Raw genomic sequence first — 20,264 nt, 5'->3', positions numbered from 1 at the left:
AGGTGGTGCGGCCGGTGCTCATGCACTTCGCGCCGGTCCTGCGGGAGGCGGCTCCGACCTTGGCGGCCGTCGCCGCGGGATCTCTGCCGATGACCGCGCTGTTCGGCGCGCTCGAGCAGGTCGTCCGATCCGGAACGCTGATGGCCTCCCTCGCGCCCTTCGCCGGATTCATCAGCCCGGTGCTCAATGCCGTCGCCAACCCCGGCTCGATCTTCGCGCCGCTGCGCGATCTCGTGCTGCGTGGCGTGCGGGCGCTGCTGCCGAACCAGATGCACAGTGCCGCAATCGTCATCGGCGGAGTACTCATCGTGCCGTTGCTGGTGATCGTGCCGGTGGTCGTGATCGGACTGCTGATCGTCGGCGCGATCGTGCTCGCCCCCGTCCTGGTCATCGGCGCGATCATCGCGCTACCGCTGCTGGCGGTACTGGCCGCACCCGTGGTGCTGGGCCTGGGTGCGCTGGCCCTCGGCGCCGTCGTGCTGGGCGGACCCATCCTCGCCGGAATCGCCGCCGCCGCAGTGGGTCTGGGTGCGTTGGTCGTCGGCGCGGTCGTGTTCGGCGGCCCGATCCTCGCGGGTATCGCCGCTGCCGTGTTGGGTCTGGGTGCGCTTGCGTTGGGCGCGTTGGTAATCGGCGGCCCGATTGTGGCCGGTATCGCCGTGGCCGTGCTGGGAATCGGAGCGCTCGCCCTGGGAGCGCTGGTGTTCGGTGGTCCGATTCTTGCGGGCATTGCTGCCGCGGTGTTGGGTCTGGGTGCGCTTGCGTTGGGCGCGTTGGTAATCGGCGGCCCGATTGTGGCCGGTATCGCCGCGGCGGTGCTGGGAATCGGAGCGCTGATTGTCGGCGGACTCGTCCTGGCCGGTATCGCCGCCGCGATCGCCGTGCCCGTGGTGCTGGGTATCGGAGCGCTGATCGTGGCCGCGATTGTGCTGGGTGGTCCGATTCTGCTGGGGCTAGGAGCACTTGCCCTGGGCGCGTTGGTGTTCGGTGGTCCGATCCTATTGGGGTTGGGTGCGCTGGCGTTGGGCGCGTTGGTGATTGGTGGTCCGATTCTTGCCGCGGTGTTGGGTATCGGGGCGTTGATTGCGGGTGCGATTGTGCTGGGTGGTCCGATCCTGTTGGGGCTCGGTGCGCTTGCCCTGGGCGCGTTGGTGATTGGCGGCCCCATCGTTGCGGGTATCGCGGCGGTGGTGTTGGGGTTGGGCGCTCTGGCTGTGGGGGCGGTGGTGATTGGTGGGCCGATTCTGTTGGGGCTGGCGGCGCTTGCGTTGGGTGCGTTGGTAATTGGTGGTCTGATCGCTGCTGGTATTGCGGCGGTGGTGGTCGGTGGGCCGATTCTGTTGGGTCTGGGTGCGCTTGCGTTGGGTGCTTTGGTGGTTGGTGGCCTCATTGCTGCTGGTATTGCGGCGGTGGTGATTGGCGGTCCGATTCTGTTGGGGCTGGCGGCGCTTGCCTTGGGTGCGTTGGTGATCGGTGGGCTGGTGCTTGCCGGAATTGTTGCGGCGGTGCTGGGGGTGGGTGCGCTGGTGTTGGCTCCGATTGTGCTGGTCGCGCTTGTTGTGCTGGCGCCGATCGTGTTCGTCGGGTCGATCGTGTTCGTGTTCGTGCATTTGGCGTTGGTGATCGTCGGGGTGGCGATTTTGATGGTTGCCGGTGTGCTGATCGCCTATACCGTGGCCTTCGTGGGCAAGTTGCTCGCCATTGCCGCGCTGGTGGCGATCGTTGTGGCGCTGGGGTTCGGTACGGTCGCCTCGGTGCTGCTGGTCCTCGGCCTGCCGGTTATCGGGCCGTTTCTGGCTCCACTGTTCTTCCTCGGGCTGGTCGGGCTGCCGGTCGCCATCGGGGTGGGTGTGCTGCTGGTCGGCCTCGCGGCGGGCATGGTGGCCACGCTGCTGTCGGTCGGTATCGGGCTGGTGGTGATCGCCGGTCTCACCGCCCTGATACTGCTGCTCTCACTGCCGCTCATGGTGATCATGCCCTGGGCGATTCCGTTCATCCTGATCGCGGATGTCGTATTGGCCGCGGTCGTGGCGGTCGCGTTGGCCGCGCTCTGCATCGGTGCGGCGCTGCAGACGCTGGTCGAGGGCGGAGCGTTCATTTTGGCGATGCTCGTCGCCGCGGTTGTCGTCGTCGGCGGGGTGTTCGTGGCCGGGTCCGCCCTGGCGCTGGTCACCATCGTCGCGAACCTGATCGGTGCGCTGTTGCTGGCCATCTTCTGCCCGCCGCTGGCCGTGCTGGCCTCTCCGCTGATCTTCGGCGCGATGCTGTTCAATGTGCTGGCCATGGTCGCAACCACGATGGCCGTCGGCACCGGGATCGCCGCCCTGTTGGCGCTCGGGGCCGTCGGAATGGGAATCGTCTGGGGCGTGACCGTCCTCGGGTTCGCGGCGGGCCTGCTCCTGGTGAGCGCGCTGTTCCCGCCGCTGTGGTTGATCACCATCCCGGTGGCGATCGTGCTCGTCGCCGCGATCTGGCTCGTCGATGCCGTCGGTATCGCCGCGGTCCTGATCGCGCTGGGCGCGGTGACCCTGGTCGGCAATATCCTCGCCATCGCCGTGGGAATCGTTGCGGCCGTGGCTGTCGCGGCGATCGCGCTGGCCGTCACCGCGGTCGCCGCGGTGCTGACGATTCCGTTCGTATTGTTCCTGCCGATCGCGATCTTCGTATTCCCGGCGATCGCGATCGGTCTGGTGGTGCTGGCCTCGCCGGTGTTCCTCGCGCTGCTCGCGGTCGCCGCCCTGGCGGCGCTGGTGGTGTTGGGCGTCTCGGTGGCGGCCGGTCCGGTGGCCGTGGTCGTCGGAGTGGGTGCGCTGGTCGTGCTCGGCCTGCTCATCCTCCTGGGCTCCGGAATCATCGCGCTGCCGTTGATCGTGGTGTCGAAATCGACCGGGACGCAGTCGAGTCGGAGCTCGCGCGGCCGCGGTCTCGGCAAGCGGGCCGGGGCGGATGTGACCACCGCGCAGGTCGTCGCCGGACTGCAGGATCTGCTGAGTCCGAAACCGGTTGCGGCGGAACCTGTTCCGTCCGCTCCCGCGCTCCCGACGGTCGGGGCCGGTGTGACGGAAGGTCCGGTGCGCGTATCGGCCAACCGGCTCGTGTCCGTGACGTTGTGATCCATTGACCGAGGGGCCGGTCTCACCGGGACCGGCCCCCGGCAATTCCCGACGACCCCCCGAGGACTCACGATGACCCGCATCCAAACCGGCCCGGCGACAAGGATTCTCGCGTTCATCCTGTTCGTCGTCGCGGTGATCGCGGCCCATATCGCCACGCCCGTGGCCGATGCGCTGCCGCCCGGGCTCCCGCCCGCTCCGTCCGAGGATCCGTTCTACGCGCAGCCGCCCTCGCTCGCCGACGCCCGGATGGGTGAGGTCCTCGACAGCAGGCCGATCGAGGTGCGAGACATTCCCACCAGCGCGCCGTTGACCTCCTGGCAGGTGAAATATGTCAGCCAGGACACCAAGGGCACGCCCTGGACGACGGTGGCGACGATTCTCCAACCGGTCGGCGGCGCGCGGATCTCGAAGCTGGTGGCGTTCGATCCGTGGATCGATGCGCTGAGCGATCGGTGCAATCCCTCCTATCAGCTGCGGGCGGGCACCGCGTTCCTGGCGTCCACGGGAATGATCGCGGAGCTGCCGAATCTGGTGGCGCTGCTCGATCGCGGCTATACGGTCGTCGTGCCCGATTTCCTCGGGCCCTACAACCATTTCACCGCGGCGTATGTCGAGGGCCGCAACACCCTCGACGGCGTGCGCGCCGCCCTGAACTTCGCTCCGCTGGGACTGTCGGCGCAGACGCCGGTCGGAATGCTCGGCTACTCCGGCGGCGCGCGCGGCACCGAATTCGCCGCCGAACTGGCCCCGGACTATGCGCCGGAACTGAATCTGGTGGGTGTGGTGGTCGTGGGCATGCCGATGGATCTGTCGGCCTCGGGACGACGTATGAACAAGGGCCCGTTCGCGGGCATCGATATGTCCTCGGTCTTCGGCCTGGCGCGGGCCTATCCGGAATTGCATCTGCCCGCGCTGTTCACCGATCCGGATCTGGATCGCGAACTCGGCGATATGTGCAATACCGATGTGCTGGCCCGCTACGCCTTCGCTGACGGTCATGACGCGACGGTCGGCAGGATCTGGCCGATGGACCCTCCGCCCGTGGCCGCGGTGGTCGAGTCGATTCGCGCCGGGCGGTTGGGCACGCCGCGAGCCCCGCTGTATCTCGCGGTGGGCGATAACGACAATGTCGCGCTGCCCGAGGCGAACGACCGGCTCGCGGCGGACTACCGCGCCCGCGGCGTCGATCTGACCTACGTCAGACTGCCACTGGCCGAACATATTTCGTCCGGAGCCATGGCGGCGCCGATGGCGCTGGCCTGGCTGGCCGACCACCTCGACCGGGCCTAGGCGGCGGGCCGGGGAGGTAGCGAGGGGCGAAAGCGGGGTCCGGGCGGACAATCGGCGCTCGCGCCGACAAGTTAACTAGATATTTGCCATAGGCTGGCTGGGCTCTATCTCTGGAAGTGGATTGTCGGATTCGACGCTGGAGAGGTTCGCGATGACGGTGACACGGAGCGCTGCGCTGTTTCCCGGGCAGGGGGCATATGCCGGGGGCGCCTTGACTGCGGTGCGGGATCGGGCGGAGGTTCGTGAAGTCCTGCGCGAGATAGATGAAGTGGCGCAGCGATTTTCGGCGGGTTCGGTGTCGGCGGTGCTGTGCGCCGCTGACGCTCCGGGCATCGATGAGCTGTTGCGGACGGATCCGGATCTGCTGCAATTGGCGATCTACGGCACGTCGGTGGCCGCCCACCGGCTCGCGCTGGCCTGCGGCATGCGACCGGATGTGTTGGTGGGGCACAGTTTCGGTGAGGTCGCCGCGCTGGTGTGCGGGGGAGCCTACTCCGTCGCCGCGGGTGCGGAGATCGTCTGTCATCGCAGTGCGGCCCTGCGCGCACTGGGCGAGATCGACGGATACCAGCTCGCGCTGAGCGCCGATGTGGCTGCGGTCGAACAGATTCTGCTGTTGATCGGCGATCCCCGGGCGGTGGTCGCGGTGGAGAATCATGCCGCGCAGACGGTGATCGCCGGTCCGCGCGGGGCGCTCGATACCGCGCAGGCGATCGCCGCCGCGCTTCGGATCGGCGCGACGTCGTTGAAATCGGCGTATCCGTTCCACAGCCCGATACTGTCGGAGGCGGCGTTCGATTTCGCCGCGCGGATTCGGCATATTCCGTGGCAGCGGCCGCGCGTCGAGGTCTACTCACCGATTCTCGGACGTGCCTACCGGGACGGTGACGATCTGAACGTGGCGTTGGCCGGACATCTGGCACGGCGGGTCCGTTTCGCGGATGCCCTGCGGGCGTTGCGGATCGACACGGTGGTCGAATGCGGTGCGCTGGACACACTCGGCAGGATCGCCCGCAATGTCCTCGGCGATGCGGTGAGAGTCGCACCCCTGCTGGAGGATTCGGGGCTACCGCAGGTTGTCGCGGGACCGACGGGCTCGCAGCGCGAATCCGTGCGACTGGCGCTCGCGCCGGGTTTGGCCGCGGAGGAGTTCGATCGGCTGTGGACGGCATGCGTGGAGCGCGTTGCCCAGCTCACGATCAGCGAATTCGCGGCCGCGGTGGGTCCGGCGGTACCGGACGAACGACCGGTCCTGGTCGCGACCCTCGAACCCGAGCCTACGCCCGCCCCGATCGAATCCCCTTCCCGGAAGGAGCTTTTCCAGCAGCTGGTCGTGCTCTACGCCGACGCGCTGGAATATCCGCCCGAGGTCTTCGACGAGGACACCGATCTGGAAGCGGAGCTGGGCGTCGACTCGGTGAAGCAGACCGAACTACTCATGCGAATCGGCGACGCCTACGAACTCGGGCCGCTGCCCACCGATGTCAAAATCGGCGAGCTGAACACCCTCGGGCGCATTGCCGATCTGATCGCCGCGGCGTAGGCAGCGGAGACCACCGTGCAATTCGACGGAAAGATCGCGCTGGTCACGGGCGGCGCGCGCAGTGTGGGCCGGGCCATCGCCCTGCGCTTGGCGGCGGAGGGTGCGCTGGTGGTGATCAACCACTTCCGCTCGCCCGAGGCGGCGCGCGCGACGAAGGCCGCGATCGAGGCGGCGGGCGGGCGCGCCCACATCATTCGCGCGTCGGTGGCGAACGCCGAGCAGCGCGAGCGCATGTTCGACGAGATCGCCGCGGAATTCGGTGCGCTGGACATCCTGGTCAACAATGCCGCCGACGGTCGCCTCGCGCTCGGCCCGGATGTCGACGAGACCATGCTCGACCGAGCGCTGGAGACCAATCTCAAAGGCGGACTGGGATGTTCGCGGCGGGCTCTCGCGCTGATGAAGCACCGCCCGGGTGCGAATATCGTCAATGTCTCCACCCTGGGCGGCGGACAATTCGTCATGTCGGGCTACCTGGCCTGCGGGCCCGCCAAGGCCGCCGTCGAGGCGATGACACGCTACCTGGCCGTGGAGTTCGCCGAATACGGCATCCGGGTCAACACCGCCGCCGCGGGAATGCTGAAAACCCCTGTCGCCGAACAGTTTCCCGATGCCGCGGCGATGCAACAGGCCATCATCGCCGCGACGCCTCTCCGTCGTCTGGGCACCCCCGAGGAACTCGCCGGTATCGTCGCCTTCCTCGCCTCGTCCGACGCCAGCTGGGTCACCGGTCAGATCCTGCTGGCCGACGGCGGCCTCTCCACCGGCGCGGCGCTGCTGTCGCCGCCGCGAGAAAGCAGCCCGGATCCGAATCACGCTGCCCCACAGGATGATGAGGACGACTCCGACGCCGTGGCGATCGTGGGTATGGGGGTGACGGTTTCGGGAGCCAACGGTGTGGAGGAGTTCTGGGGCGAGCTGGTCGCGGGGGATCAGCGGTTCGTTCACGTGCCCCAGGGGCGATGGGACAACGAGAACTTCTATTCGCCGGATCGCGGAGCCGAGGACAAGTCCTATTCTCGGCATTCGGCCTTCATCACCGATTTCGTGCCGCATCCGAGGTTGGCCGCCGAACTCGACGCGGCGGGGCGAGGAACGGATGAGGTCGAATCCACGACGTTGTGGCTGCGCGATTCCGTTGTGCAGGCATTGGATTCGGTGGCACGGCGGCCGGGAGACCGGTTCGGGTTCCTGGTGGGCTATACCGCCGACGGCAATCAGCACGCCGAGGAGGCGACCGTAGTCGCAGGGCTTTTGGACCGAGCCCGGGAAGCGTTGCGGCGCAAGGGAGTCGAGGATATCGAGGCGCGACTGGCGGCGGTCGAGGCGCGATTGCGGACGCGGTATCCGCGCAGCGTGATCGATGCGAAGCGGGTGTTTCCGCATCAGGTCGGCGCGGGTGCGATGGCGGGGCTGCTGCCCGCCGATACCGAGATGATGATGATCGATACCGCGTGTTCGTCCTCGCTGTACGCGGTGGATCTCGGGCTCGAGGGGTTGCTGGCCGGGCGGTACGATATCGCCGTCTGCGGTGGGGCATTCGCGGTCGGGCCGCGCGGGTCGGTACTGTTCGCGAAATTGCAGGGGCTCTCGGAGCGCGGTGAGGTGCGCAGTTTCGACAAATCCAGCGACGGCGTGCTGTTCTCCGACGGAGCGGCCGCGGTGGTACTCAAGACCCTGCGCCGGGCTCGCGCCGACGGTGATCGAATCCTGGGTGTCGTCAAGGCTTTCGGGGCCTCCTCCGACGGTAAGGGCAAGGCGATCTACGCACCGAGCGCGGCCGGTCAGGAATTGGCCATCCGGCGCGCGCGAACGGGGGAGACGGCCCCGGACTGGGTGGTCGCGCACGCCACGGGAACCCCGGCCGGGGACGCCGCGGAGTTCGCCTCGCTGCGGGCGACCATGTCGGGCAGCGAACCGGTGCGGGTGACGTCGAACAAATCGGTCATCGGACATACCGGGTGGGCGGCGGGAACCACCTCGCTGATTCAGGTGCTGCTCGGCTTCGAACGCGAACTCATTCCGCCGCAGCACCGATTCGACCACGCCCCAGCGGAATTCATGATCGACTCCGGAAACTTGGAGATTCCGAAGTCGGCGGTGCCCTGGCCCGCCGGCGGGCAGAAACCGCGCGTGGCGGCCGTATCCGGCTTCGGATTCGGCGGCACCAATGCCCATCTCGTGATCGAGGAACCCCCGGCGCCCGGTCGGCGCACCGCCGCACGGATTCGCCGGGCGGCCACACCCGCGCCGGGACGACTGGCGGTGGTCGCGGTGGCCTCACATCTACCCGGTGCCAGCGATCCGGCCGAATGGCTGGCCCAACCCACGACCAGCTTCGGCGACCACTACCCCCTGCCGACCCTCGACGAGGTCAAACTGCCGCCCGGCCTGATGCGCGCGATCGACCGCTGTCAGCTCATGATCCTGGCCTGCGCCCGCGACATCCACACCCGCCTCGGCACGTTCTGGGCGGAGAACCGAGCCGAAATCGGCGTACTGCTCGGACATTTCGGTGAAACCCGTAATGCCACACTCTACGCGACCCGCTGCTACCTCGACGACGCCGCCGCCGCGCTGCGCGCCGATCCCGCACTGGCAGACCAACCTTGGCTCGAGCCCATGCTCGCCGACATCGCCGCGGAAGTACGCGCCCTGACACCCCCGGCGACCGAGAACACCTTCCCCGGCATGATGCCGAATGTCATCCCCGCCCGCGTGTCGAACTACTTCGGCCTCAATGGTCTGAACATGACCGTCGACACCGGTTTCACCGCCGCCCTGAGCGCCATCGACGTGGCCGCCCGCTACCTGCGCACCGGCGCGTTGCGAATGGCGCTGGTGGGCGGGATCAATGGCAATACCACCGCCGAACAGCGCGCACTGCTCGGCGATCTGCTTCCCGCCGACGCTCCGATCGCGGAGGGCGCGTTCCTGCTCGCGATGACCACCGAGGAGACCGCGAAACAGTCCGGGTTGTCGATCCTCGGCTTCCTGGATCCCGTCGCCGCCGATACCGCGGGCGATATCGAGTGCGGGGCGCGCACCGACAGCGCGCGCCCGAATTTCCTCGGCGGCGAGGGCGCGTTCGGCGTCCTCGCGGCCCTGCGATCGGTCGCGTCCGGCGGCGAGGCGATCGTGCGCTGTCACGGCGAGGACGGCGCACCCGACGCCGCGATTCGCGTGAGCGGTCCGGACGCGGGCCGATCCTTGTCGACCGGCGTCGACAGCCACGCCTGGGAACTGGCCCCGGAGCCGGGTACCGCCGTGCGCCCGCCGATCGAGTTCCTGCCCGACGCGACCACGATCCTTCTCGTCGAGGACCCGGATGTGTTGCGCGGCATGGTGATATCCGAGCGAACCATCGTGCTGTCGTCGAGCCGCCTGCCGCGAGTGAGCCCGGAGGTCGTCGCCGAACTGCTGAAGGACGTGCCTCACGCGCGTCATCTGCGCCTGGTCGCCGACCTGTCCGGCGCGGTCGACACCGACCGCACGGACGCGCTGCGCGGACTCCACGATCTGTGGTTCCTGGTGGCACAACATCTTTCGAACCAACTGGCCGAACCCGACGCGTCCACGGTCGCGCTGCTGACCCACGCCCTCACCGCGACCACACCCCATCCGTATGTGGGCCTGTTCACCGGCGCGATCAAGGTCGCCGCGCTCGAACGACCCCGCAGCACCACCTTCGCACTGGTCACCGACGGCGACTTCGAAACCGGCCGCGCGACCGTCGCGACGGAGTCCATGCTCGACCGCTGCGCGCCCGTCACCTACTACGCCGGTGGTGCCCGCTATCGGGCTCGGCTGACGGTCCTCGATGACGCCCGCACCGAAACCCCACGCCTGGAACAGGGTTCGGTCATTGTCGCCGTGGGCGGAGGCCGGGGGATCACCGCCGAACTGTCGGCGGCGCTGGCCCGCGACTTCGGCGGCCGGTTCTTTGTGCTCGGCAGCACCGAACTCGACGCGGTCCCGGCGCGCTACCTCGACCTCACCGATGCCGAATTCGCCGCCGCCAAAAGGGAATACATGCGTGATCGGCGAACCGAGAACCCGGCCGCCGCCCCGCGCGAACTGAACGCCGAATTCGAGCGAATCGCCCACGCGCGCACAACCCTCCGCAATCTGCGCCGGATCCAGGACGCCGGGGCCACCGCGGTGGAATACCTCCCGTGCGATGTCCGCGACGCCTACGCGGTCGAGCAGGCGATGGATCGAATTCACACCGCCACGGGCCGCATCGACCTGCTGATCAATGCCGCGGGTCTCAACCGCCCGGCGCCGATCCCGGTCAAGGATTTCGGCGCCTTCCGCGCGATCCGCGATACCAAACTGCTGGCCTACACCAATCTCGTTGCCGCCCTGTCGAATCGACCGCCGCGCATCTGGTGCAACTTCGGCTCGCTGCTCGGGGTCACCGGCCAGATCGGCGAGGTGGACTATGCCTCGGCCAACGACTTCCTCGGCACCGCGGCGCTGGCCGCGGCGGGTTCGGGCCGCCATGAGTTCACCATAGGCTGGACGCTCTGGGGTGAGGTCGGGCTGGGCGCGAACGAATTGACCAAGGCGTATTTCGACCGCACCGGCCAGTACTCGAATATGTCGACCGAGGAGGGCGTTCACCATTTCGTTCGCCAATTGCAGGCGGCGCGGCCCAGTCCCTATGTGGCGCATCTCGGTACCGCGGAATACGGCGCGGTGGACGCGCTGCTGCCCGGTTTTCTGGGACCGACGCCGCGCCCGTACTACCTGGACCGTCGCGTGGCGGGTGGGGTCGCGGACGGTCGAGCCTGGTCGGTGTACGAGCACACCTTCGATCTGCGGTACGACGGCTATCTGAGCGATCACCGTGTCAACGGCGTCCCGACGCTGCCCGGCGCGTTCGTCACCGAGATCGCGCTGGAGGCGGCCCGCGCGCTGGTTCCGACCATGCGCGTGCACGCCTTCGAGGATGTGACGTTCCACCATTTCCTGAAGGTGTACGCCGCGGATCGCCCCGTGCTCAAAAGGATTCGCGCCGAGGTCCTGCGACAGCGCGACGATCCGGGACAGGCGCGCGTCGGTATCGAGGTCACCGGCGACGTGGTCGCGCCCGACGGCACCGTGCTGGTACGCGACCGGGTGCACTTCACCGCCACGGTCCTCATGGCCGCGACCGTGCCCCCGGCCCCGCACTGGACGCCGTGGTACTCGGCCGAGGAACAGCCGGTGGTCGATCCCTATCACCGCGACGGTTCCCCGGTCCTGCTGACCGGCGTCTTCGAGTCGACCCGCGCCACGAGACTGCATCCGCTGGGCAAGCGCTCGACCTACGATCCGCGCCTGGCCCCGGACGACCCGACCTTCTCCCGCTTCCGCGTCCCGGTGGTCCTGCTCGACGGCCTGCTGCGCACCGGTGTGCTCTCGGCCGGGGACGGGGCCGGTCGCGTGCCCGTGGCCGCCCCGCTGCGGATCGATCGACTGGATCTGTACGAGCACACCAATGACGCGCGCGTGGCGAGCGACGGGCCGATCGACCTGTACGCCGTCGCGACCGACGGCCCGGACAACCGATTCGCGGCCGTGCGCCCGGACGGCCGGATCGTCCTGACCGTCGCGGGTTTGCACTGGACCACCACCGGATATCTGAAGGGAGCCGAGTGATATGACCGTCATCGATATCCGCGCCGCGCGGGGGCTGCCCCCGGGACCGGCTGGGGCACTGCGGGTTCCGCGTCAAATACAGGCCCTGCGCGGCAACGGCCCCGGCCTGTTCGAATCGCTGCGCCGCACCTACGGCGACACCGTCCGCCTGCCGCTGGGCCTGATGACCGCCACGCTGGTCTGCCATCCCGACGGCATCAAACACGTGCTGCAGGACAATGCCGCCAACTACGTCCGCGGCATCGGCTACGAACGCTTCAAGATCTTCATGGGTAACGGGCTGCTGACCACCGACGGCGAGGTCTGGCGGGCGCGGCGGCGGGTGGTGAATCCGATGTTCCACCGCGACGCGATCGAGACGATGGTCGACACGATGGTGTCGTCCACCGCGAGGGTGCTCGACGGCTGGCAATCGGGTGGACGCGACGGCTTCTCCGGTGACGTTGTCGCGCCGATGATGCGAATAACCTTGGGCGCGTTGGGCAGAACCCTGTTCGGCACCGACCTCGACGGTGACGCCGCGTGGATCGGCCCGGCCATGAACACCGCGATCGAGGCGATCGTGTACCGCGGCCGCATACCGGAACTGTTCCCCGACTGGGTGCCGTTCCCGTCCAATCTGCGCACCGCCCGCGCCCGGTCCGCACTGCACGCCATGGTCGGCCGCGTCATCGCCGACCACCGCGCGGGCGCGCACACGGGGCCGCCGGATCTGGTGGATCTGCTGTTGGCCACCGCCGACGACGACGATGTGCGCGACGAGTTGATGACCATCCTCATGGCCGGACACGAAACGGCGGGAACGGGTTTGGCGTGGGCGCTGTGGGAACTGGCCGACGCGCCCGAGACGCAGGAGCGCATAGTCGACGAGGCCCGGCGGGCGTTCGGCGGTCGCGATCCGATCGCGGCGGATCTGCGCGAGCTCACCTACACGCGGATGGTGCTCGACGAGGCGCTGCGGCTGCATCCGCCGATCTGGATCTATCCCCGTGCCACCGTGGCCGCCGACGAGATCGAGGGCTGGCATGTCCCGGCGGGTGAATGCGTATTTCTCAGTCCCTATGTGACACATAGGCATCCGGATCTGTGGGTGGCCCCCGAGCGGTTCGAACCGGAGCGGTTCACCGAGACCGCCAAGCGTGATCGACCGAAGTATGCCTACTTCCCGTTCGGCGGCGGGCAGCGCAAGTGCGTCGGTGAGATGATGGCCGTGACCCAGATGTGCCTGACCCTGGCGATGCTGGTATCCCGGTTCACGATTCGACGTGCTCCCGGCGCGACCGTGAGTCTGAGGACGGCCGCCTCGCTGCGACCCGCCCGCGGCGTCGACCTGCACATCACCGCGAGGAATCGGTGAGCGGCGTCCTGCCGGTGCGCCGATTCGTCTGGCGTCCAATGGAACTCGCCGCGGTGCCGGAGGGGCCGAGCCCGCGGCTGCTCGGTCGCCGAATCGCCGTCCTGGGCGGTAGCGACGAATCCGCGCATCGGGTGCTGGCGGCGTTGCGCGGGGCCGGGGCCGCGCCGTCACGACTGAGGCCATCGGGCGATGCGGGCGAATTCCATCGAGCCGTCGGACCCATCGATGGCATCGTGGATCTGAATATCGAACGCGTCTTCCGCCTCGCGCGGCCGGGAGACTGGGACGCGCAACTGTGGCAGACGATCGAACTACTGCAGCGCTGCTATGACGACTGGTACGCCGAATCCGCCGCCGAGCGGCTGTTCTACCTCGCGGTGACTCGACTGGACGGCTGCCACGGCTATTCGGGTGGGCCCATCGCCCAGCCGCTGGGCGGATTATGGGCCGGCCTGGCGAAGGGGCTGCCCCGCGAATTCGACAATGTGAACATTCGCGTACTGGACTTTCCCGCCGGTGAGTCGATGGTCGAACCCCTCGACGAGGCGATGGCCGCCACGATCTGCCGGGAACTGTATCGCTGGGGTCCCTTCGAGATCGGCTACCTCGACGGCCGCCGCCGCACCCTAGCCGCGGTTCGAGCCGAGGTTCCGGAACCGGCGATCGATCTCGGGCCCGGCGATGTCGTGGTGATGTCCGGTGGCGGCAGAGGGATCGGGTTCGCGCTGGCCCGTCATCTGGCCGAGCGGTACCTGTGCCGCGTGATCATCAGTGGCAGACGGCCGCTGCCGCAGCCGGACGATCCCCTGATCGGATTGTCGGCGGAGGATTTTCGCGACTATCGCGATCGCAGACTCATTCAGGCGGCCCGGCAGCGCACCCTGGCGCAGACGCGGGCGGAACTGTCACGGGCCGAATGGAATCGGCAACTGGCCGCGCGACTGGCGGATGCGCGGGCCGACGGGCTCGACATCGTCTATCACCGGTGCGATGTGACCGATCCGGAGCAGGTGCGCGCGCTGCTGGACGCGGCGGGGCCGGGCCTGGTCGGTGTCGTGCACGACGCGGGCCTCGACGCTCCGATCCGGTTGCCCGCCAAGACGCCGGAGGTGGTTCGCCGCACGGTCGGGGTCAAGGTGACCGGTCTGTTGAATCTGCTTGCCGCGCTGCAGGACCGGCCGCGGCTGCGCTTCTTCAGCTCGGCCGGTTCGCTCGCCGGGCGTTGGGGCGGGATGACCGGACAGCTGGAATACGGCGCGGCCAATGACGCGATGAGTCGGATCGGGATGTGGGCCGAACACGTCCCGGTGGCGACGATGTGCTGGCCCACCTGGGAGCGGCTGGGCATCATCACCAATTACCGAGCGGCCCTGGCCTATACGTCGGCCATGCGGGTCGAGGACGGGCTTCGACACTGGGACAACGAGATCCGGGCGGGCACCGCGGGCGAGTTCACCTTCGTCGGCGAACTCGGCAAGGCCATGCTGCCGACGCTGCTGCGCGGATATCCGCCCGCGGCCGATCTGGCCGGTATCGGCAGTCTGGTGAATCGACTGGTCCTGCTGGGCGAGCCGATTCGGTTCGCGGCCGCGGCGGTGCTGGAGACCGAGGTCGATTTCGCGGCGGAGCTGGCTCCCGCGTGTGCCGACTTCCGGGTGGATGGAAGTCCGGCGATTCCGTTGAGTGTGCTGCTCGAATTCATTCGGTCGCTGGGGGATTGGGTGCAGCCCGACGGGGACGGGCGGGCGCTGGCGGCGATCCGGGATGTCTGGATCGATCTCGCCACGATCGCGGTCGGGGAATCCGGTGCGCGGCTGCGAGCGACCGCCGAGGGGCGGTGGGGTGCGGACCGCAACTGGGAGGTGCTCGTGCGGATCCGCCGCGGCGGGGTCGCGGTGGCCGGTGCGACCCTTCGCTACGGATGCGGAATCGATTTTCTGTCCTCGGGGTTCGAGGCGATCGGCGTGCCGGATCCGGAGCATACGGTGCGTCGGCTGCAATGGAACGGTCAGGCGTTCCGGCTCGGGCACTGGGCCTTCGATGCCCGCACGGCCGAGGTCGACGCGGACCGGGCGCGCGATCTGGCGTTCGTGGTGCCCGCGCCGGAACCCGAACTGCCGCTCAATCAGCTGGAAACGCTGCTGCGCGCGGCCTATGAGCGGCACGCGGATCCCGCGGTGCGCTGGCTGAGTATCGACTCGATCGATATCCCGGGCGCGCTGTCCGGTTCCGCGGGCCGGGTCGCGGTCGAGGGCGACACCTCGACCGCGTACACCCCGGAAGGGCTGGTGCGGCTGTCGGTTCATGGAATCCGTTATGGGAAAGGGTGATTCGATGGTGGATCGGAGCGATCGGTATTGCGTCATCGGCGCGGGAGCCGCGGGTTTGACGGCGGCGAAGAATCTGCTGGAATACGGTATCGCGGTCGATGTGATCGAACGGGCGGGCGATGTCGGCGGCACCTGGAATGCGGATTGCCCGACGAGCGGGGCCTATCCGTCGGTCCATCTCATCACCTCGAAACCGTTCATCCAGTACACCGACTTTCCGATTCCGCGCGAGTATCCGACCTATCTCGGCCAGCGGCACATCATGTCCTATCTGCGGTCCTACGCGGATCATTTCGGGGTTCGCGAGCATATCGAGTTCGGCAGTTCGGTGGAATCGGTTCGCCGGGTCGACGGGGGACCGGAATGGGTTGTCGCGGTGCGCACACCGGAGGGTGTGACCGAACGGCGTTACAGCGGGCTGGTCATCGCCAATGGGCACCACTGGTCGCCGCGGCGTCCGCGGCTGCCGGGCGTGTTCCACGGACAGCAGCTGCACGCGATCGACTACCGGGGTCCGGAGATGCTGCGCGGTAAGCGGGTGCTGGTTGTGGGCGCGGGGACCTCGGGCTGCGATATCGCCTCGGAGAGTTGCCAATCCGCCGCCGAGACCTTCCTGAGCGTCCGGCGCGGCAACTACATCTGGCCGAAGTACATGTTCGGCATTCCCACCGACGCCTACTACGAGCTGGTGCTCAAATTCCGCATGCCGCGACCGATGGTGCGGGCGATGGGTAAACCGCTGCTGCGGTTGAACAGTGCGGGCGATCCGGTGCGCTACGGACTGCCGCGCCCCGAGCACAAACTGCTCGAGGAGCATTTCGTGATGAACTCGACGCTGCTCTACCACCTCGGGCACGGCGATATCGGTGTGAAGCCGGAGGTGGCCGAATTATGTGGCGACCGGGTGCGTTTCACCGACGGCTCGCTGGAGCGGATCGATGTCGTGGTCTACGCCACCGGTTATCACCAGGCGCGGTTCCCGTTCATCGACCGCGAGTACCTCAACTGGCCGGACGGCCCGATCCCGCGATTGCACCTGCACGCCTTCCACCCCGACTACGACAATCTGTTCCTCATCGGCTACTTCCAAACCGCCACCGGCACCTGGCCTCTGATGGACCTTCAAGCGCAGATCATGGCCAGGTACCTGTATCTGTCCCGCACCGATCCGCGACGGGTGGCGAAATTCAGTGCGGCCAAGGCGAATCCGGTGTTCGGGCCGAAGCTCAACGGCGGCATCGCCTTCTATCGCTCCGAACGGCACTGGTTGCAGGTCGACCATGTGGCTTACCGTCGACGGCTGCGGCGGTCGGTGAAGCAGTTGGCGGTCGCGCCGCCTCGGTTCGTGACGCCCGACTACGGCCGGATCGCGCAGAACTCCTTGGTGTCGTGACGCCCGGGCCGGTCGTTTCGTCGCATCTCGGGCAGATCGCGGAGGGGCGAGACGTTCGGCGCGGCGGGGCACTGGGCGTAGACGTGATCGACACCGGCGTGGCAGTGGGGGCAGCCCTGGTTCGGGTGGCCGGTACGGTCGATCACGATGCGCCGGAACGGTTCCGTGGCGGGATGGCCGGATCCAGCGGGTGCGGCGGGGCGGGCGGGTTCGGCAGTCGCGCCGCGGGAATTCCGCAGGGACAGTGCGAGTCTGGTGATGATGTTCGCCACGATGTCTTTCCCTCGGTGAGTGAGCAGATGATCCTGCCTCACCGAAACTGGTCGCCCGCTTCGACGAATCCGTTACGGATCGGGTCGCCTACTTCACATCGGTTAATCCCAGCTTCACAGCCGAGATCAGGTTTGCCGGGGTAGCTGATGGTTAACCGTACGAGAACGACGGCAGGAAGGAACTACACCCATGTTGATCCTCACTCCCACCGCTATCGAGGCCGTGCGCACCCTCACCTCCGGGGAGGGCGCGCCGGTAGACGCCGGGCTGCGAATCTCCAGCGCCGACGGCGCCGGATCGCTGCAACTCGCGGTCACCGACGGTCCGGCCGAGCGGGACCGGGTGATGAACGCCGAGGGCTCGCGAATCTTCCTCGACGAGCAGGCCGCGGCCTTCCTGGACGACAAGATCCTCGGCACAGGGGTCGACGCCAACGGCGAAGGCGGCTTCACCCTCGCTCAACAGGGCAATTTGACCGCGTGAACCACTAAATAAAAACCGCGCGGTCTGTATCATGCGCGACGCATGAGAATGGTGAGGTAGGCGTCGAGCCGCTGCTCCACGACCCGCGTCGTCAGCTCTGTCCGCCCGGCCGCCCGCCAGGGCCGTGTCACCTCGGCCACCTCACCCGCGAATGCCAGCGCGTCTCGCACCTGCCAGTAGAGCCGGTCGTTCGCTGCCGAGGCCAGTACCCCACCGGCCGCCTCGTAGGCTTCGGCGAATCGCAGACCCCACGACGGGTGGCGCGGCGTTGTCGTGGTAGGGATCGCGCATCGGTTGACAATATTCGTCGCCGAGGTTGTGTGGGAGTCGAAACACCTACCGGCAGAGCGAGTCCCGCGTGGTTGGAACGATATCGGGGACGGCCGGTAAGGTCGGGGGAATGTCGACGACGCCGGACTCCTTCCCTCGCCGTAGTGCGCGCACCCAGCGGTTCACGCTCGGTGCGCCGCGGGCCTTCACTGTGGCGCCAGATGGTGCGCGGGTGGTGTTCCTGCGTTCCACCTCCGGTACGGACAATGCGAATTCCGTGTGGGTTCTCGATGTGGCGCGAGGCGAGGAGCGGGTGGCGGCCGATCCGCGGGTGCTGCTGGGCGGCGAGGCCGAGGATCTGCCGCCGGAGGAGCGCGCGCGGCGCGAGCGCAGCCGCGAGGGCAGTGCGGGCATCGTGGGATATGCCACCGACGACGCCGTGGAATTGGCGGCGTTCGCCCTGTCCGGGCGGTTGTTCGTGACCGAGTTGGCGACGGGTGCGGCCCGTGAGCTTCCGGCCGCCGGGCCGGTGATCGATCCGCGTCCGGCCCCGGACGGTCGGCATATCGCCTATGTCGCGCACGGCGCGCTGTGGGTCGTGAGCGCCGAGGGCAAGGACGAGCGGGCGCTCGCCGAACCGGAGTCGGCCGAAGTCGGCTATGGGCTGGCCGAGTTCATCGCGGCCGAGGAGATGGGTCGTTCCCGGGGCTTCTGGTGGTCGCCGGACTCGCAGCGGCTGCTGGTCGCGCGCGTGGACGATACGCCGGTTCGGCGCTGGTGGATCTCGGACCCGGCCCGGCCCGAGCGCGAACCGCAGCGGGTCGCCTATCCGGCGGCGGGCACCGACAACGCGGACGTCGGGCTGTTCGCGATCGGACTGGACGGGACACGCACCGAGGTGCGCTGGGATCGGGCGCGCTATCCGTATCTGGCGCAGGTGCATTGGTCGAAGGCGGGCGCGCCGCTGCTGCTGGTACAGGCACGCGATCAGCGCAGTCAGTTGATCTTGGCGGCGTCGCCGGAGACCGGGGAGACCCGGATCGTGCACGCGGAGCAGGATCCGGTTTGGCTCGATCTGTTTCCGGGGGCGCCGTGTTGGAACCCGTTGGGAGATCTCGTGCGGATCGCCGACGAGGGTGATGCGCGGGTGCTCGTGGTCGGTGACCGGACGTTGACGGATTCGCGGTTGCACCTGCGGTCGGTGCTGCACGCCGGTCGCGACGATGTGCTGGTCACCGCGTCGGCCGGGAGCGAAGCCGATGCCCCCGAGACCGGCGAGGTGCACGTCTATCGCGTCGATCAAGCTGGCGTGGAACGTATTTCGCGTGGGCGCGGGGTGCATTCGGCGGTGCGCGCCGGCGATGTCACCGTGCTGACCTCCGCCACGCTCGAGGGGCCGGGCACACAGGTGCGGGTGCTTCGCGACGGAGCGCCGGTGGCGACGATCGCCTCGTATGCGGAAGATCCCGCCTTGTCGCCCAATGTGACCCTCACCGAGAGCGGCGCACGACGCATCCCGTGCGCGGTCCTGCTTCCCACTGATTATGACGGCGAATCACCGCTGCCCGTTCTCGTGGATCCCTACGGCGGTCCGCACGGCCAGCGAGTGCTCGCCGCGTGGAATCCGCATCTCACCTCGCAGTGGTTCGCCGATCAGGGTTTCGCGGTCGTGGTCGCCGACGGTCGCGGCACCCCGGGGCGTTCCCCGCTCTGGGAGAAGGAGATTCGCGACGATCTTGCGGCGATCGTCCTGCAGGATCAGGTGGACGCGCTGCAGGGGCTCGCGGGCGAGTTTCCCCTCGATCTGGACCGGGTCGCCATCCGCGGCTGGTCGTTCGGCGGCTATCTGGCCGCACTCGGAGCGCTGCGCCGCCCGGATGTGTTCCATGCGGCCGTGGTCGGCGCACCGGTCACCGACCTGCGCCTCTACGACACCCACTATCAGGAGCGCTACATCGGCCACCCGGGTGAGCAACCGGATGTCTACCGCCGCAACTCACTGATCGACGACGCGGGATTGGTCGACGCGGCCGAGCCGCATCGCCCCATGATGATCATCCACGGCTTCGCCGACGACAATGTGGTGGTCGCCCACTCCCTGCGCCTGTCCTCGGCCCTGCTCGCCGCCGGTCGACCACACGAGGTCCTGCCCCTGTCCGGCGTCACGCATATGACGCCACAGGAATCGGTCGCGGAAAACCTCCTGCGCCTGCAACTGGACTTCCTGCGCCGCTCGCTCGGACTCTGATCAGTCCGATCCCACCTCGACGCTCAACTGTGAGCCCAGTTCGTGGAAGCCGAGGGCGCGGGCGACGGATTCGGACGCGCCGGTGCGGGCTCGCCATTGCGGGATGAAGCCTTGGGCGAGTGCGTGTTTCACGGCTGCGGTGGCGACGATTCGGGCCAGCCCTCGTCGGCGTTGGTCTGGGGCTGTCTGTACCGAGACGTGCGCTGTGGCGCTGGGCCATTCCCGAACGGGCACATCGCCGATTCCGGCGAGACCACCACGCTGACACGACCCGGGTAGAAGCCGACAGGGGCGGCGGCAAGCCCTTCCCATAAC

At 68.2% G+C, this 20,264-nt stretch carries 11 protein-coding genes and 1 pseudogene; 9 read left to right on the top strand and 3 right to left on the bottom strand.

All coding sequences use genetic code 11. From position 1 onward, the window contains the following. The 7 genes and pseudogenes from NP4_RS04985 to NP4_RS04955 form a co-directional block, all read left to right on the top strand. Positions 1-3,113 (top strand): annotated as a pseudogene (locus NP4_RS04985) (hypothetical protein); the annotation flags it as partial. Between the two features lie 72 nt (positions 3,114-3,185). Then, positions 3,186-4,406, top strand: a complete 1,221-nt coding sequence (locus tag NP4_RS04980; protein WP_067992515.1) for a lipase family protein — start codon at positions 3,186-3,188, stop codon at positions 4,404-4,406. A 151-nt stretch (positions 4,407-4,557) separates the two neighbouring features. Then, positions 4,558-5,949, top strand: coding sequence for an acyltransferase domain-containing protein (locus tag NP4_RS04975; protein WP_082875540.1), 1,392 nt, complete (start codon positions 4,558-4,560; stop codon positions 5,947-5,949). A 15-nt stretch (positions 5,950-5,964) separates the two neighbouring features. Beyond that, positions 5,965-11,595, top strand: coding sequence for an SDR family oxidoreductase (locus NP4_RS04970; RefSeq protein ID WP_067992507.1), 5,631 nt, complete (start codon positions 5,965-5,967; stop codon positions 11,593-11,595). Between the two features lies 1 nt (position 11,596). Beyond that, positions 11,597-12,952, top strand: a complete 1,356-nt coding sequence (locus NP4_RS04965; RefSeq protein WP_067992504.1) for a cytochrome P450 — start codon at positions 11,597-11,599, stop codon at positions 12,950-12,952. Next, a complete protein-coding gene (locus NP4_RS04960) occupies positions 12,949-15,282 on the top strand; it encodes a KR domain-containing protein (RefSeq protein ID WP_114755510.1) in 2,334 nt (777 codons plus the stop codon). The genes NP4_RS04965 and NP4_RS04960 overlap by 4 nt, the downstream gene beginning before the upstream one ends. Before the next feature lie 4 nt (positions 15,283-15,286). Beyond that, positions 15,287-16,675, top strand: coding sequence for a flavin-containing monooxygenase (locus NP4_RS04955; protein WP_169813655.1), 1,389 nt, complete (start codon positions 15,287-15,289; stop codon positions 16,673-16,675). Here NP4_RS04955 and NP4_RS39645 read toward each other — a convergent pair. Then, entirely contained in the window at positions 16,639-16,947 is a 309-nt protein-coding gene (locus NP4_RS39645; RefSeq protein WP_114755509.1) for a hypothetical protein, read from the bottom strand. The genes NP4_RS04955 and NP4_RS39645 overlap by 37 nt on opposite strands. Before the next feature lie 190 nt (positions 16,948-17,137). Between NP4_RS39645 and NP4_RS04950 the strand changes: the two genes are divergently transcribed. Beyond that, entirely contained in the window at positions 17,138-17,431 is a 294-nt protein-coding gene (locus tag NP4_RS04950; RefSeq protein WP_067992495.1) for a hypothetical protein, read from the top strand. 29 nt (positions 17,432-17,460) lie between these two features. Here NP4_RS04950 and NP4_RS42070 read toward each other — a convergent pair whose 3' ends face one another. Further along, positions 17,461-17,601, bottom strand: a complete 141-nt coding sequence (locus tag NP4_RS42070) for a hypothetical protein (protein ID WP_211335791.1) — start codon at positions 17,599-17,601, stop codon at positions 17,461-17,463. Positions 17,602-17,831: 230 nt separating this feature from the next. Here NP4_RS42070 and NP4_RS04940 point away from each other — a divergent pair, with 230 nt between their 5' ends. Continuing rightward, positions 17,832-19,949 carry a prolyl oligopeptidase family serine peptidase gene (locus tag NP4_RS04940; RefSeq protein WP_067992492.1) on the top strand — a complete coding sequence of 706 codons (2,118 nt, stop codon included), beginning with the start codon at positions 17,832-17,834 and terminating at the stop codon, positions 19,947-19,949. Here NP4_RS04940 and NP4_RS42065 read toward each other — a convergent pair whose 3' ends face one another. Continuing rightward, on the bottom strand, positions 19,950-20,261 hold the full coding sequence (locus tag NP4_RS42065) for a GNAT family N-acetyltransferase (protein ID WP_245997147.1): 312 nt from the start codon (positions 20,259-20,261) through the stop codon (positions 19,950-19,952). Positions 20,262-20,264 lie beyond the last annotated feature (3 nt).

It is taken from the genome of Nocardia pseudobrasiliensis NBRC 108224 (assembly GCF_001613105.1).
Taxonomy (GTDB): domain Bacteria; phylum Actinomycetota; class Actinomycetes; order Mycobacteriales; family Mycobacteriaceae; genus Nocardia; species Nocardia pseudobrasiliensis.
The sequence above is the reverse complement of the archived record's forward strand: the minus strand, read 5'-3'. Positions and strand labels throughout refer to the sequence as shown.

Coding starts and splice junctions, on each gene's coding strand:
- NP4_RS04965 (WP_067992504.1), top strand. CDS start 11,597: ATGACCGTCATCGATATCCGCGCCGCGCGGGGGCTGCCCCCGGGACCG.
- NP4_RS42065 (WP_245997147.1), bottom strand. CDS start 20,261: ATGGGAAGGGCTTGCCGCCGCCCCTGTCGGCTTCTACCCGGGTCGTGT.
- NP4_RS04950 (WP_067992495.1), top strand. CDS start 17,138: ATGTTGATCCTCACTCCCACCGCTATCGAGGCCGTGCGCACCCTCACC.
- NP4_RS04980 (WP_067992515.1), top strand. CDS start 3,186: ATGACCCGCATCCAAACCGGCCCGGCGACAAGGATTCTCGCGTTCATC.
- NP4_RS04955 (WP_169813655.1), top strand. CDS start 15,287: ATGGTGGATCGGAGCGATCGGTATTGCGTCATCGGCGCGGGAGCCGCG.
- NP4_RS04975 (WP_082875540.1), top strand. CDS start 4,558: ATGACGGTGACACGGAGCGCTGCGCTGTTTCCCGGGCAGGGGGCATAT.
- NP4_RS04940 (WP_067992492.1), top strand. CDS start 17,832: ATGTCGACGACGCCGGACTCCTTCCCTCGCCGTAGTGCGCGCACCCAG.